Source organism: Bradyrhizobium sp. CCBAU 051011, from assembly GCF_009930815.1.
Classification (GTDB): domain Bacteria; phylum Pseudomonadota; class Alphaproteobacteria; order Rhizobiales; family Xanthobacteraceae; genus Bradyrhizobium.
Window position 1 is genome coordinate 1,520,793 of sequence record NZ_CP022222.1, and the last position, 14,895, is coordinate 1,535,687.

The window sequence follows — 14,895 nt, forward strand, 5'->3', positions numbered from 1 at the left end:
CACGGTGTCCGGGCCTAGAGAGCGAAAGGACCCCAGATGCCGGAACGAATTTCCTACAGTGTCAATGAAGCAGCCAAGGCGGCCGGGATCGGCCTGACCAAGCTGCGGGAAGAAATCCGAGAGAAGCGGCTCATCGCCCGGAAGCTCGGCAAACGAACCCTCATCAACGTCGAAGACCTCAACGCATGGGCAGCCAACCTGCCCCGCGTCGATTCCGCTCGGCACGCCGCCTAACCTCTCAAACGAAAACCCGGCAGCACGATCCAGTCTTGCGAGGATCAGTCGTGCGCACCGGGCTTCCAAGGAGTCTTGAACTTGAAAAGTTGTATCAAACGACGCCCCAAAACACAAACGGCTTCCGACCTTCCGCTATTCAATTGGCGGATCGTCGTGGTGTGTCCGAACACCCGGGCCGGCAGCTTCGTTGCGCGCCGATATCGGGTTCACCCCGCTGTTGCTGACTTGGTTGCGAGCCTCGCCGGCATCGGATCGGGGGTGGAGCAATGAATCGCATCACCATCCGCATGCCGAGCGGTACGCTCCGGACCTTCACTGGGCGTGACGCCTGGACCTTGTGTCGTCTGATCGAGGCCGGCGTCAGGGGTGTGACCACCCTCGGACATCCGGCGCCGAGGTGGAGCCAATATATTTTCCGCCTTCGGAAGGCCGGCTTGGTCATCTCGACCGAGTACGAGCGTCACTCAGGGCCGTTCCCGGGATCGCACGGACGCTATCGGCTCGAAACTCCCGTCACCGTTGTCGCTGAGGCTGCATAATGAACCTTCATCAAGCCCGCACGCCTTTGACGGCAGACGAACTGAAGAGGCGGGCCGCGGCTTTAACCGCGGTCCAGCATCCCATGGATGGCATCGAGGCAGATCGCTCTGGGCCGAGCGACGAGCGGCAATTTGGACCTACGGCGGCGAAAGTCTTGCGTGACGCAATGCGTGGCGTTGCCCTGGCCCCGCAGGAGACCAAGTTCGACGTCTTCAAGGAAGCGGCAGCAACGCTTGCGGACGCCGTTGTAAGCCAATGGGTACCGAAAAGCGTGATGGTCGATAGGTTGGATGAGATGGCCCTAGCTCACAGCTACTTCGGCCGCGATCGCCAAGACATCGAAGACCTAATCGGAAAGTACGCGGCGGAAGTTTCCACCTCTGTCGCGGTTGAGTTGCCCGCCCCGTCGTCCGGCTCCGAGAAAGCCAAGCGGCGGCTGATCAGCCACCGCGCGAGCGACCTCGAACCGGAGAAGCTCGTCTGGGTTTGGCCGGGCCGGATCCCGGAGGGGAAGCTCGTTCTGTTGGGAGGCCCGCCCGGTCTCGGCAAAAGTCAGCTGACCGCATTCATGTCGGCAACCGTTTCGAACGGAAGCCACTGGCCCTGCGGTGAGGGTTTCGCGCCGAAGGGCGACGTCATCTTCATGAGCGCAGAAGATGGCGTGCAGGACACCATCATCCCACGCTTGATGGCAGCCGGCGCTGACCGTGACCGAGTTCACATCGTTTCCGCTGCGACCAAGCCGGATGGTACCGGCAGGAAGACGTTCAGCCTGAAGACGGACGTTGATCTGTTGGAGGAGATGGCCAAGCAGATCGGCACGGTTCGCCTCATCATCGTTGACCCGATCTCCGCCTACATGGGTGGCAGCGACGGCAATGGGAACGTCGAGACGCGCGAGGTCTTGGAGCCCTTGGCCGACATGGCCAACCGTCTCCGGATCGCAGTGGTTGCGGTGACTCACCTCAACAAGGGCGGCGGCGGTGGTAATCAAAGCGCTCTGAACCGGTTCGCCGGCTCGATCGCATTCGTCGCCGCGGCTCGGGCCGCCTTTGCAGTAATTGAGGATCCTGAGGACGACGAACGCCGGTTCCTTCTCCAGGCCAAGAATAACCTTGGCAAGAAATGTAAGGGCTTGGCCTTCCGTCTCGAGCAACGGCTGGTTGGGGATGACGTCATGTCATCGAACGTCATGTTCGAGGGCGACCATATCAACGAGTCGATCGACGAGGCCCTCTCTGCCTCGGAAGGGAAGAAAGGCGGCAACGGAGATAGGCGGACCAGTAAGGACGAGGCAGCCGACTTCCTGGCCCAGGTTCTGGCTGGAGGCGAAACCGCCGTTCTGCAGATCGAGGCTGAGGCGCGAAGCGCGGGTCTCCTCGGCCCCGACCAGCCCATCAGCCAGAACAAATCGTTTCGGTCCGCCCGCGACATGTTGGGTATCAAACCCGAGCGCCGCGGTGGAACAGGAGCCAGCGGCCAGTGGGTCTGGAAGCTGCCGGTGGGCGCTAAGATGCCCTCAGAACCCTATGATGCCCTCTCCCCGGGGGAGGGCATCATAGATCAGAAAGGGCATCTTAGCAGCACGGGAGCTGCAGCATGAGTGCCAATAGACAACGCCTGCAGGACCGTAGAGCCCATTTGCTCTACCGGTTCGAATGCGACGGACAGGTGTACACCGGGGGCATTGGGCGGTTTCAGGACGGTCGTGTCGCCGAGGTTTTTATCAAGGTCGGGACGGCAGCCGAAACGAATGCCCAGGACGCGGCTATCGCTGCTTCCCTGGCATTGCAGCATGGGTGCCCTATGGACACCCTTCGGCATGCTTTGGAGAGAGCCAGTGGCTCCGCTGGCCCTTTAGCAACGTTACTTGCAAAGGTGCAAGCATGAGACCGCCCAAGCAGAGGAAGCGCGGAGGCCATATGACAGATTCACTTCCGGATCGCCGATGCATTCTAATACCCTTCGATGCAAGGGAGGCGCTTTCCCTTCGGCTCGCTGCTCAGCGGGCAAATAAATCCGAATCCACCATGCGTTCGTGGTGTGTCGAACACGGCCTTGGGCGGCGCGTCGGCGAGGGGCCGTGGAGCGTGAGTCGTGTTGCGCTCTCTATGTTCCTGGACGGCGACATTAAAGCGCTGCGGGCGTATCATGCGGGTGATCGTAGCAGTCCACTAGTTACACAGTATTTCGAAAGATCAGGCCTTTCACGCTCTGTGGGACCACGGCTTGCGGACGGATGTCCGCTTTGCCCGTGCCGGCTCAACCGGTCGACGCAACACAGGCGTTAAATCTCTCTGCTGGTGTTTCAAATTGCAAGGTCTCACGTGGTCGTTCGTTTAGCTGACGAGCCACTTTGTTCAGATGGGCTTGCGAGTGCACCGACAAGTCGGTGCCCTTCGGGAAGTATTGTCGCAGCAGGCCATTGGTGTTCTCGTTCGACCCGCGCTGCCACGGGCTTTGCGGATCGCAAAAATAGACGTCGATTTTGCTCGCCAACGTAAAGCGACGATGATCCGTAAGTTCCTTGCCCCGGTCCCAGGTCAGGGATTTATATAGCTCCTTTGGTAGCTTCTTCGCCTGCTTGATGAGCGCGGAGACCACTGTCTGGGTGTCCTTGCCTGCCACCTTGGCCAACATCACGTAACGGGTATGACGCTCGACCAAGGTCGCGATGTAGGTGTTGTTCGGCCCGGACAGGAGATCGCCTTCCCAATGACCAGGCACCGCCCGATCTTCAACCGCCGCCGGTCGCTGACGGATTGAGACGATATCCTTGATATGCCCCCGTTTATCGCCATTCGGGTCAACCGGCCTGGAGCGACGCATCAAGCGCTTCGATCGAAGATGGCTAAGCAGCTCTTTCTTGAGCACGCCGCGCGCTTGGACAAACAGGCTGCGATAGATGGTCTCGTGTGACACCTGATTACACTCGTCTTCAGGATGCGTTCTCTTCAGCCAGCCGGCTATCTGCTCGGGTGACCAATCCAATCTGAGCTTCCCTGCCACCGCCTGCCGAAGCCGCGGATTGGTCGCTAACTTACAACATTTTGGACGACGAGATCGCGCCCAGGCGTTCTCGTCCGCAAGTGTCGCTCGGTAGCGATCATAGCCGCCATTGCGACTCATTTCCCGGCTCACCGTCGAGGGTGAGCGGCCAAGCAGTTTGGCGATCGACCGTGCTGATTGATGTGCCGTAACGCCTCTGGAAATCACCTCGCGTTCCGCGAGCGTCAACGCCAGCCTGGAGCGACGCCGCTCCGCAGGACGAATTCCACCATGCGGAGCTACCAAAAAATAGATCGACGATGATTGCTTACCAAAAGCTCGTCCAATCGCCTTCAGCGACTCCCCACGCTTCCAGCGATCCCATAACTCCGTCTTCTCTGCCGCAGTAAAACCTCTATGAAACCTTCGTTCCATCCCACACTCCATCTTTTCCCTCTAAGATAAAGTGTTGCGGCGACCGGTTGAGACCACCCCGATTGAACGGACATCGTCAGCCTACGCTGGCATGTTCGCTTTGTGCCAGAAGGCGACAGGCTCTGCTCCGAACCAGATCGATGTCCTAATTCGAATGTCTGAGGTGAGGTGGTGGTCAAAAGGCAACATCGGCCGGCGACCGGACGAGGTCTTGTTTGCCCCCACGAACGGACATTAGCGCTGGCGTTCGCGATGTCTGTTTGGTGCCGATTGTGTTGCAAAAGTCGATTTTCGCCGATGACCAAAATTCTGCGGGCCGTGGGCGCGACGTTCGTGTACAAGATGTGAGGGACCTCAGGGCCTCACGCAAAATTCACAGGCGACTTCGGTAACGCGATTGAGGTCATACGAATCAGCGATCGCTCGCTGCTTAGTGTTTTCGCTAAAAATCTTGAGCCCTGCAACTTTCGACTTTTGCAACAGTATCTGCCAAGAGCAGACATCACGCGGAGTCGGGTGCGGCAGTAGCGGCAGACCACCTTCATTAGCAGCGTTGGCCGCTTGCAAACTGATATTCAACTTCGATTTCTACGGGCCCGCCTGTACCTCCGAGATTGCGTTGCACTTCCTCGCGAACAATATCGCGCACCGATTGAGGGAGTGTCAGATAGGCTTGTCCAGTCGAGCCGCCGCCGCGTTCAAATGGGCCAAAGTAGGCATCGAAAGAAGGCATTTTGAATCGGTGCGCCTGGCTCGTTATTTCGATATTTTGGAATCCGGCCTTCTCGAGCAACTGTCGCAGACGAGCCGAGTCACCCAATGAAAACGTCCTTGCCGTTGCCTCGCTGATCGCTGGCAAGTGCTTGGCCATAGCGGTGTTGATCCTGCCATTGTAGGTTCGTTCCGGCACCGTGGCAACGGAAGCTGCTGCGCGTCCGCCCGGCCGAAGGACACGCAAGAACTCCGACAATCCGCGCGAGGGATCAGGGAAGAACATTAGCCCGAGACTGCAAGTCAAAGCATCGAAGCTGCAATCGGCAAACGAGAGAGATTGGCCGTCCTCCACCGCGAAGGTGACATTTGCCGCTGCGCCCAGGCGCTGCCGCGCCTGTCCAACCATGGCTTCCGATACGTCGGCCGCGACGACGTGCCCGGTTGGTCCGACTACGAGCAAGGATTCTGCCGCTGCCAGTCCCGTGCCCGTTGCGATGTCGAGTACCTTCATGCCAGACGCAACACGCGCGGCACTCAGGAGGAACGGCAAAAAGTGGCGTGATACATGTGCAAACGCGCGATCATACCCAACTGCGGCCTCGTCGTGATACGCGAGCTCCTTTGCCATTGGCTGCCCCTCAAATTTGCATTCAGTATAGGTTCGGATCATGGCCCACTAAATTGGCGGGGGCAAGAATGAGCGCGCCTTTGTGACAATGGCAGCGTAAGTCTGCCATGTCGGCCTTGGGTCACAAGCAGCGGTATAAGGATCGCTGATGCGCAGTCCGGACTGTTCTCAATACCGGACCAGCCGCAGGCGACGAAGTGGTCGGCTTGGGGCCAGAACCGGACCTTCGCTGCAGGCTTTCTCGCGGTCACAAGCAACGCTAGGCACGCCGACCATGATCTCGTGGGCCCACCTGGCACAACCTCCGGAGTGGCTTGTAGCGTTTTGGCCGATTGCCTTTTTCGAACGCATGCCCACGTCTTGGTGTGGTCAATCCAGTCTGGCCGTCGGTGCGGTATTGTGGGATGAATTGCCCCATTGACCGCCGAGCGCCCCGTGCAATGTTTTCGAGGCTCTGACTTGGCTGGCGCCAGCCCAGAACCCGTCATAGATGGAACGTGCCTGAAAACCGGAGGGAGCACCATGAAAGCACTATTGTCAATTCCGATAGCCGCAGCTCTTACATGTGCCGCCTTATCCGCGGGAGCCGCAGAGTCGCTCAAACAGCAGCTTGTAGGCACTTGGAGGGTCACTTCATTTGTAAACGTGAATGAAAGGACCGGGAAAACAACCGAAGTATTTGGTTCCGATCCGAAGGGATATTTCATGTTCGATGCGGCAGATCACTTCTCAATCAATCTCCTGCGTCCGGGACGACCAAAATATGCCCGCCGCGACTTTCCGCTGCCGGGGGAAAGCAGAGCCGCTCTGGAGGGGATAGTCGTGATGTTTGGCGACTACAAAGTCAACGAATCTGAACAATCAATATCCTTACACATTATCGGCGGCAGCTTTCCCGCGTGGGACAATACGAATCAGAAGCGTTTCATCGCGATCAACGGCGATGTGCTCACGTATAAGAATCCTACACCGGCAACCGGTGGGGGTACTGCTGTGGTGACTCTGAAACGCGCGACAAGCGCAACCGAGTGATCTTTTGGTCAATCCGTCGCCGCGGGCACTGGTTTCAGAACTCGGCCCCCGACCGGCAAGCCAAGCCTCGGTCCCCCCGAAGTGATCGAGTGAGTGGTCCGCACACGATGTCTGAATCGGGTCATCAACGGACCTGACGGCCCTGAAAATCGACTTCCGTTCCTCCCCCGAAAGCGGACACAAGTCGGACATCACGCCATGTCCGAGACGTGCCAACAGCCGACCTTGTCCTGAGGCAGTGAGATTTGGGAAGGCAGGCTGTCTTGTAACGGATCCGAATGGGGAGGACACTTTATCCGTTCCATTACGTTCCGCGCGTGTGGCGCGCCAGAAGTGGAGGTTTATTCCGGGGAGGGTAGCATGAGCTTGCTGGACTCTGAGGAGTTGTTTGAAAGTCATGCGTTCGAGAATGCCTTACCCATACCTGAGGTGATTGACGCGACCAAAGGTAGGGACATCACGCTCCAGGCACGCCAGATCAGTCAGTTCCTTGGGCTGTATGATCCTGACGGCAACTTGCTCTACACGACAGTTTGGGGTTACGGGACCGGGATGGGAAAGACGAGCTACCCCGGCCCTACGATCCTTGCCTATGAAGACGTACCGGTAACCGTTCATTGGCAGAACAAGCTTCCTCTTACCGGTCACTTGTTACCAGTTGATACCTCGCTACATTTCGCCAACTCGTTAACTCATCCGCTGAGCAGCGGTTACGTGCCGATAGTGAGCCACCTTCATGGTGGGCATAACGACTCGATTTTCGACGGCCTGCCCGATCAGTGGTTTACCCAGTCGGGGGGTGGGAATGGGCCGCGAGGCGTCGGCCCTGGTTTCGTCACCTCGACAATGACGTATTACAACGACCAGCAAGCCGCCACTCTCTGGTACCACGATCATGCGCTCGGGATAACACGCCTCAACGTCTATGCGGGTCTTGCTGGGTTCTACGTGCTTCAAGACGAGAGCCACCTCGATCTCGTGAAGAACGGCGTGCTTCCAGGCGGGAACTACGACCTCGGTATGGCAATCCAAGACCGCGCATTCACGAGCGATGGTCAACTCTATTATCCTGCCTACAAGGATGATCCTCTTCCCGGCACCGACATGACTGTCGGCGATGTGGTGCCCCAAAAATTCTACGACACGTTCGGCGAGGATGCGCCGTCGGCCGTCCCAGAGTTCTTCGGCGACACGATCCTGGTCAACGGCATGGCGTGGCCCAAGCTGAACGTCGCAGCCGGCGATTATGAGTTCAGGCTATTGAACGGCTCCGATTCCCGCTTCTACGTGCTCAAGGTCAGCGATCCGGACGTCGCCGTGCATCTTGTTGGAACAGACGGCGGACTTCTTCCCAATGCCATTACCATCAGCGACGGCGACGGCGTTCAGGAAAGCAATGAATTCCTCGTTCTCGCACCTGGCGACCGTGTCGAGCTTGTGTTCGACTTCAGCAGACTTGACGATGGCGATACTGTAACTCTGCTGAACGTTGGCCCGGCATTCGACCCCTTCAAAGGGATCTCGGCTGACGGCTTCTTGTTCGGGGACATAGAGGCGGCTAATGCCAACAATCCGGTCGGCGACATCATGCAATTCGCGGTCGATACGGCGATCAAACCGTTCGACGCGACGGTTCAGGATGGGATTGTCCTGGTGAAAGATTTCGTGAGCCTTACCGAGGACGCCAACCACGACGATGTTGCTGATCTCGCGACGAACGTTCGGAAGGTCGGGTTGTTTGAAGGCGAAGACGAGTATGGCCGCGTCACGCCCATGCTTGGCAAGGCTGAAGCCGGCACGGTCATCACCGATAAGATGTCGTCTGGTGATTTTGGACCGCTAGCGTGGGATGCGCCGACGACCGAAAAGCCGCTGCTGGGCTCAACTGAGCAGTGGGACATGTTCAACTTCACGGCAGACAGCCATCCCATCCATCTGCACCTCCCTCAATTCCAGGTACTGGGGAAGTGGCACATCGATTTCCTTGATCAGGATGAGAACGGTATCCCGGACGATACGAATAGTGACGGGGAGATTACCTACGGTACCGGACCATCCCCCAACTATGCCGTCGCGGATATCTGGATCGGCGACAAGATCGATCTGCGACCTGAAGAGACCGGATGGCAGGACACAATCGAGGTAGACCCCCATCAGATGGTGGCAGTGATCGCAACGTTTGATAAGCCGGGCGATTACGTGTGGCACTGCCATATCCTCTCGCACGAGGACAACGAGATGATGCGGCCATACACCGTGGTCACCGATTTCGGCCTGTTCGCGTAACGCTACTCGGCCGAGATACTTGTCAGGCCGGGCACCGGGATGCCGCCGCCGATTGCGACCCCACGCAAACCTCCGCCCTGATCGCCACGTCAGGGCAGACGCGCCGCATCGGCGCCTGTGCCTGTCGCGTTAGATCGCTGCGCTGCCGGATTTCAACCCAGTCCATGACCGCTTCGGGTCAATCGCGTCACTTTGGCCGTCGGCCGACTACTTCCGGTCCTCCCCTGGAAACGGACATCGTCAGGGCCGTCGCCATGTCTCAAAGGTGCCAACAGCGGTCATTCCGCAACCGCGTAGATGAGCGCTGCTCTCACCGGGAAGCGAGGCGGCGCGTCGGGTGGAGCGGGCAACGCCGCAAGCCATCTGAAGCGCCTCGCCTTTACGTTTTCGGTACAAAGGCTTGACCTTGACGCCCCCGCGTCGCAGGTTTCGGGGCGCCGCGCGGCTCGCGCGCCCAACAGGCAGGATCGATCTTTCATGGCATTCGTGCAGTTCACGCAACCGGACGATCAGCCTATCGTCATCAACACGGATAGAATCGTGACCGCCACACCACTGCCCGACGGACAAGGCACGCGCATCACTTTCAACAACGGTGGCCATCAGGACGTGAAGCAACTCATCGCTGACGTGCTGCGGCAGTTGAACATAAGCGCGTAGGCTCAGGACATCGCTGCCTGGGCGAACCATTCCGCCAATCAAGTGAGATCGTGCACTTTCTTGAGTGGCTGCCCAATGTCGCAGATGGGTCAATCGCGTCACTTTGACAGCACGCAGCGAACTTCCGCTCGTCCCCGAACAGCAGACACCGCCGACCGGGTGCGTCAGGTCCGAAAAGTGCCAGCAGCGGCCATTCTTAGATCGTTGCCATGGCAAAGCTGCCGGTCTCGTGACTCGGTGCGCTAAGGTCGTTAGCGGGATTATCGATCTTCAAGAGATCCTGGTTCGGCAAGGGCCCGCCGGGAAATTGTGCGAGCCTGCCGCCGAGCGCGAGTGGACCAAGGTCGATACCGGCGAATCCGACGCGATCTATCAACGATCCAACCTCCGCCTTCGCGGCGCTATCATCGCCAGAATAGAAAAGCACGCGACGGCCACCGTCTGGCCGTGGATTGCTTGCCAGTACGTCTGCCTTCAGATGATTGAATGCCTTCACGAGGCGCGCACCACTCACCAGACCGGCGACCACCTCGCTGGAAATACGGCCTTGCAAATCGACCGGCTTGAACAGCGGGGCTTCGATCGGGTTGTTGGCGTCAATGACGATCCGCCCGCCCCAAGCCGGCAGCCCGAACACGGCCTGCGGCAGTTTCGACCAGTTGACCGCGATGAAGACGATGTCTGCGGCGGCGGCCTGCTCGCGCGTTCCCGCCTTGATGGTCGGGCCCAGAGCAGCGACGGACTCCTTGAGCGAGTCGGGTCCTCGGCTGTTGGCGATAGTTGCGGCAATTCCAACTCGCGACAGCGTCTGTGCGACGGCTAGGCCGATACTGCCCGCTCCAATGATACCGATGCTCATGTCCTGTCCTCCTATACTCGGCTTTAAGGCTTGGGCGTGCCGGTAAGCGCGCCGAGTTGCTGCATGAGAGAGAACAGATTGGCCACGCCCCAGTGCTCGGTGATCTTGCCGTCGCGCACGCCCATCACGTCCACCGTCTCGAATTGGATTTTGCGACCAGTTGGCGCGATGCCGAAGAACTCACCCTTGTGCGTGCCGTGATAAGTTTTGTAGGTCGTCACCCGGTCGCCATCGGCTAGCTGCCAGTGGATGTCCGCGTGGAAGTCCGGGAAGGCAGCGCGCAGAACCTTGTAAAGTTCGCGCGCGCCAGCCTTGTCAGGCGAGCGTCCCGGCTGCGGCGTATGGTCGAGAAAATCGTCCGCGAACAATTCCTCGAACACCTCGAAATTCCCGCCGCCTTGCACTTCTGCGGTGTTCCGCCGAACAACCGCCTTCGCGGCTTCGCTCACGCTGATCTTGGTCATGGATGTTGCTCCAAAGTTATGGGCGCTGCGGTTGCTTGGCGCCGTGACTTTGGGCGGCAAGGCCGGCCTTTTTGGCCGAGAAGCTGCGCTTTCTGCGATGGATAATGGCGACAAATTCGCCTATGATTAGCCGGGAATTGATGGAATTACTTTCAAGTATTCGTTGAAGGCAATCCGCTGGAAACCCTCGCTAACCTCGAATCGTTCGTACGCAGTGCCGAAACCGCCAGTTTCTCGGCTGCGGCGCGTCGGCTTGCCCTCACCCCAGCGGCAGTCAGCCGGAACGTGGCGATGCTGGAACGCAATCTCGGCACCCGGTTGTTTCACAGGAGCACACGCAAGCTAACGCTCACCGACGCCGGTGAGCGCTTCCTGCTCGCCATCAAGGGCAATCTGGACGAACTGCAGCAGGCGATTTCGGGGATGGCGACGGATGGCGGAGAGCCGGCGGGCGTGCTCAAGGTGAGCATGGGCTTAAACTTCGGTGCGGATTACATCCTTCCGCTGTTGCCAGCGTTCCTGGCGCGCTATCCGGGCATTCGACCCGATTGGCAATTCACCACGCGTCAGATCGATTTGATCGCCGATGGATACGATGCCGCGATCGGAGGCGGCATTGAATGGACGCCAGGCGTTGTCTCACGCGCGCTGGCGCCGCTACACCTGATCGCGGTCGCCGCGCCGGAATATCTCAAGAACCGTACATTGCCGACTGACCCCACCGGGCTTGCTGCATTCGAAGGAATCGCATGGCGCTCATCGCGCACCGGCCGGATTCGCGAACGTTTGATGCGCAATGCGGCGGGCACCGAAATTCCAGCAAAACTGGCGGAGACGATTGTCTTCGACGATCCGGAAGCCACCTGCCGGGCAGCCCTGCTTGGCCTCGGTGTGACGTTGATCGCGATGAGCCACGCGCTACCGCATTTGGAGCGCGGTGCGCTCGTGCGCCTCCTCCCCCAATGGTACATCGACGGTGGGCCGATCTCCATCTATTACGCGAGCCGTACGCTGCTGCCTGCGAAGACCCGCGTCTTCGTCGACTTTGTTGTTGAGGCATTCAAGCGCGACCGTCTGGCCGAACGCTTCGCCGGTAGCTTGGGCTAGGGTTAGTCTGCAACAATCGAGTTAGGATATGTCCGCTTCGGGTCGTCAAATTCGGAAGTCGACGGCCGCATCGGCGAGGTCTGCTTTGCCCCCATATACGGACTTCGTCAGTCCGGCCTGTCAGGTCCGAAAAGTGCGAGTGGCGGACTTGGAGCTTATTCAGGACCTTCGCCGGTGGAAACAATCGCCATTGTTTTTTGTAGCACTTCAAAAATGACGGCGGTCGACCATCCAAACATCAGCGCACCATTCATCGCCGCTATGGGGCCAAGCAACTGCCAGCGCTCGACCGGCAGGACGTCGCCATAGCCGAGCGTGGCGTAACTCACGAACGCGAAATACACGAGACCTCCTTCGGCGGGCACAGCCCCTACAATCAGGTAGGCCAGCGACCAAACAAACACCTCGAGAACATGCGCCGCCATCAAGACCGAAACAGTTCCAATCATGGTGACAATCAGCAGTAGCGTCGGATGGTCTGTTTTTGAAACAGATGCTCGTGCTACGCGCACCACCAAGGTCATCACCAGTGCATGTATGGTAATGTTACAAATGCTGACGATCCCGCCCACCAAAAATTGCATCAGCATGACTATCCCCTGTCAAATCGGAAGGCTGCGCTTGCGAAGGCCAAAACCAGCTTAGGCAATTTTTGAGAATGTGAGGAGTTTACTTCAGCCTGAGATGTCCGGGTTGGGTCAACGTCGGAAGTCCCTGCGCGCAAATGGGAAGTCCGCTTTGCCCTCAACAACGGGCATCGTCAGCCAGACCTGTCAGGCCCGAAAAGTGCCGGCAGTGGACGATTGATGCATCGCGACTACAACACCTGAAAAACATCTAGCGTTCTTGCATTCGCAAAAAGCGAGCCGCTGGGCGATCGAGCAGATGCGGTTCATCCAACTGTACTTTTCTGAACTCGTCTCGAAGTAAGGCGTGGTGCGGAAATAGTAGGCTCCCGGGTCGACAATCTCGCCTTGATAGAGGCGATCCATGACCTCTTTCGGACCATGGCGAAGTCCCTTCCAAGCCGCGTAGATTTGATGGTTGTCATTGGTCTCGAGGATCAACCGCGCGTCCACTTCCATCACGTCGTCGCGGCGGATCAGCGACCAACCCCCGCCGCCCGGCAACACCTTGCCCTTAAGCTTCGGCCCGTCGAAGCTTCCGCCATCAAAATGAAACATGCGTCGGCGGCCATAGGGAGTATCGCCGAGACTGGATACCTGAATTTCGAGAGCGAGCGTGAACAGAAACTGGTGTTCATCTCCTTCATGGAGGCCTCCTGATGGCTGGCATCCGCCATGTGCTGCGAAATGTACTGTAAGCCTTTCGGTTAGCTCGCCTACTCCCAAGCTGGGCTGCATTTCTAGTGCATACACCTTCGTCGCTTTAGCTTTTCCGGAAAAATTTGGAACGGAGTGCCATGTCCGTCCGGGTCAATCGCTACAGGTCCTTTGCCGCCGAGCTCGATGCGAAGTCCGCTTTGACCCAAAAACTGACCTGATTCTAACACCTAATCCGGTGGCGACCTGCCTGCCGCGCAAGCTCCACTACCGGCGACCATCTCCTAATCGATTACCTCGTGCGACAGGATGAGGCTTCATTCACCCTAGCGCTCGTCCAGAGCAGCGGCGAACCAAAGGCTATTGAATCCTTCTTCGATCGCCCAGCCGACGTTCCTCCCGCGTGATCTAAGCTTGTCGAGACGCCCGAGGTAGATCATACGCTCGGCAGGAGCTAGGCTTGATACGATTTCGAGAGACCGTTCGTACATGCGGATCAAAGCAGCAAAATAGCCTTCATCTTCCATGCTGTAGGATTCTAGAAAGCCGAATGCCTCCTCGCAATAAAATATCGACAGTTCCGCTATTCCATCCGAGCGCCCGATGGCTTTCTTGTAATCCGCAATCGCCTTCTTGGCTTTCGAAACCGATACCGACTGGCCTTTCATTAGGTCCGGGGATATCCATCTCGAAATACTCGCCTTGAAGGGCTGGAGTTGATCATGGCCCAAGCCCAAGCGGGCGTGCAAGAATGCCTGGTTGTCTTTGCTCGCAGTGTAGAGGTCTTGCACTAGTCCCCGAAGGCCCGCGCGATCGAAATCTAGGAGCGCGGCCTTAACGTCGCCCCAAGTTGGTGACGCATTCTTGCTACGGACCACGGCCACGAACCCTTCAAAGATGGTGAACGAGCTTCTCGGCGGCTAAAGATACACGACTTACGCAAAAGGAGCAGATTGGCCGGGTCAAGGATGCCTAACCAGTGACACATGCTCTCGTCCTCTGTAACCGAGGAGTATGACCATGCAGAATCAAGTAAAAGCTGCCCTGACGCCTGGTAAACGGCTGCCCTGGAACAAGGGAAAGCTGACAGGGGCAAAGCCACCACTGCGACCCAAACACGTCTGGTCAATCCGCACGAAACTCCAGATCGAAGGCCGCACTCGCGACCTCGCCATGTTCAATCTGGCGATAGACAGTAAGCTTCGCGGCTGTGATGTCGTCGCCATCCGCGTCGAGGATGTCGCTGCCGGCGGGTACACGGCGGATCGCGCAACGGTCCGACAAAAGAAAACCGGGCGACCTGTCAGATTTGAATTGAGTGAGCAGACCCGCCAGGCGGTCGATGACTATCTAAAGGCCGCCAACAAAAAACCCGGGGATTTCTTGTTCACGGGCCGTCGTGGTCCAGACCGCAACATGACAACGCGCCAATATGCGCGGCTCGTCCGATTGGATCGGAAGCGTCGGGCTGGACCCGAGGCTGTTTGGGACGCATTCGTTGCGACGCACAAAGGCTACCCTGATCTATCGGCGGACGGGCAATCTCAGGGCCGTCCAACTCTTGCTCGGGCATATCAAGATCGAAAGCACGGTCCGGTATCTCGGCATTGAGGTGGATGACGCCCTCGGTATAGCGGAACAAGTTGATGTCTGAAATACCCG

At 58.3% G+C, this 14,895-nt stretch carries 14 protein-coding genes and 1 pseudogene; 8 read left to right on the forward strand and 7 right to left on the reverse strand.

The genetic code is table 11. The features are described from left to right. The first annotated feature begins 36 nt into the window (after window positions 1–36). The 3 genes from ACH79_RS07220 (at window position 37) to ACH79_RS07230 (ending at window position 2,380) form a co-directional block, all read left to right on the forward strand. The gene (locus ACH79_RS07220) at window positions 37–234 is read left to right on the forward strand and encodes a helix-turn-helix domain-containing protein (RefSeq protein ID WP_161850401.1); all 198 of its coding nucleotides are present in this window, start codon (window positions 37–39) and stop codon (window positions 232–234) included. A 269-nt stretch (window positions 235–503) separates the two neighbouring features. Beyond that, window positions 504–776, forward strand: coding sequence for a hypothetical protein (locus tag ACH79_RS07225; protein ID WP_161850402.1), 273 nt, complete (start codon window positions 504–506; stop codon window positions 774–776). Further along, a complete protein-coding gene (locus ACH79_RS07230; protein ID WP_161850403.1) occupies window positions 776–2,380 on the forward strand; it encodes an AAA family ATPase in 1,605 nt (534 codons plus the stop codon). Before ACH79_RS07225 ends, ACH79_RS07230 begins: the two co-directional genes overlap by 1 nt. Before the next feature lie 659 nt (window positions 2,381–3,039). Here ACH79_RS07230 and ACH79_RS07235 read toward each other — a convergent pair. Further along, window positions 3,040–4,200: an IS30 family transposase gene (locus ACH79_RS07235; protein ID WP_161849302.1), complete on the reverse strand. Its 1,161-nt coding sequence runs from the start codon at window positions 4,198–4,200 to the stop codon at window positions 3,040–3,042. A 544-nt stretch (window positions 4,201–4,744) separates the two neighbouring features. Next, window positions 4,745–5,542: a class I SAM-dependent methyltransferase gene (locus ACH79_RS07240; protein ID WP_161850404.1), complete on the reverse strand. Its 798-nt coding sequence runs from the start codon at window positions 5,540–5,542 to the stop codon at window positions 4,745–4,747. 522 nt (window positions 5,543–6,064) lie between these two features. Here ACH79_RS07240 and ACH79_RS07245 point away from each other — a divergent pair. The 3 genes from ACH79_RS07245 to ACH79_RS07255 all read left to right on the forward strand — a co-directional run bounded on the left by ACH79_RS07245 (window position 6,065) and on the right by ACH79_RS07255 (window position 9,520). Further along, window positions 6,065–6,574, forward strand: a complete 510-nt coding sequence (locus tag ACH79_RS07245) for a lipocalin-like domain-containing protein (protein ID WP_161850405.1) — start codon at window positions 6,065–6,067, stop codon at window positions 6,572–6,574. 360 nt (window positions 6,575–6,934) lie between these two features. Beyond that, window positions 6,935–8,860, forward strand: a complete 1,926-nt coding sequence (locus tag ACH79_RS07250; protein ID WP_161850406.1) for a multicopper oxidase family protein — start codon at window positions 6,935–6,937, stop codon at window positions 8,858–8,860. Between the two features lie 477 nt (window positions 8,861–9,337). After that, a complete protein-coding gene (locus ACH79_RS07255; protein ID WP_057855957.1) occupies window positions 9,338–9,520 on the forward strand; it encodes a hypothetical protein in 183 nt (60 codons plus the stop codon). Between the two features lie 196 nt (window positions 9,521–9,716). Here the strand turns inward: ACH79_RS07255 and ACH79_RS07260 are convergent, their stop codons facing one another. Together ACH79_RS07260 and ACH79_RS07265 are read right to left on the reverse strand one after the other, a co-directional pair. Next, entirely contained in the window at window positions 9,717–10,379 is a 663-nt protein-coding gene (locus ACH79_RS07260) for an NADPH-dependent F420 reductase (RefSeq protein ID WP_161850407.1), read from the reverse strand. Window positions 10,380–10,402: 23 nt separating this feature from the next. Beyond that, complete coding sequence (locus ACH79_RS07265; RefSeq protein ID WP_161850408.1) at window positions 10,403–10,843, reverse strand: ester cyclase; 441 nt, start codon at window positions 10,841–10,843, stop codon at window positions 10,403–10,405. A gap of 177 nt (window positions 10,844–11,020) precedes the next feature. Here ACH79_RS07265 and ACH79_RS07270 point away from each other — a divergent pair, with 177 nt between their 5' ends. Beyond that, window positions 11,021–11,950 (forward strand): LysR family transcriptional regulator, encoded by a 930-nt coding sequence (locus ACH79_RS07270; RefSeq protein ID WP_161856253.1) that lies wholly within the window; start codon window positions 11,021–11,023, stop codon window positions 11,948–11,950. Window positions 11,951–12,105: 155 nt separating this feature from the next. Here ACH79_RS07270 and ACH79_RS07275 read toward each other — a convergent pair whose 3' ends face one another. The 3 genes from ACH79_RS07275 to ACH79_RS42890 all read right to left on the reverse strand — a co-directional run bounded on the left by ACH79_RS07275 (window position 12,106) and on the right by ACH79_RS42890 (window position 13,901). Beyond that, on the reverse strand, window positions 12,106–12,540 hold the full coding sequence (locus tag ACH79_RS07275) for an ion channel (protein WP_161850409.1): 435 nt from the start codon (window positions 12,538–12,540) through the stop codon (window positions 12,106–12,108). A gap of 183 nt (window positions 12,541–12,723) precedes the next feature. Next, window positions 12,724–13,329 (reverse strand): DUF3237 family protein, encoded by a 606-nt coding sequence (locus tag ACH79_RS07280; RefSeq protein WP_202639190.1) that lies wholly within the window; start codon window positions 13,327–13,329, stop codon window positions 12,724–12,726. A 230-nt stretch (window positions 13,330–13,559) separates the two neighbouring features. Beyond that, window positions 13,560–13,901, reverse strand: coding sequence for a hypothetical protein (locus ACH79_RS42890; RefSeq protein ID WP_202639191.1), 342 nt, complete (start codon window positions 13,899–13,901; stop codon window positions 13,560–13,562). 352 nt (window positions 13,902–14,253) lie between these two features. Here ACH79_RS42890 and ACH79_RS07290 point away from each other — a divergent pair. Next, window positions 14,254–14,887 (forward strand): annotated as a pseudogene (locus tag ACH79_RS07290) (tyrosine-type recombinase/integrase). Window positions 14,888–14,895 lie beyond the last annotated feature (8 nt).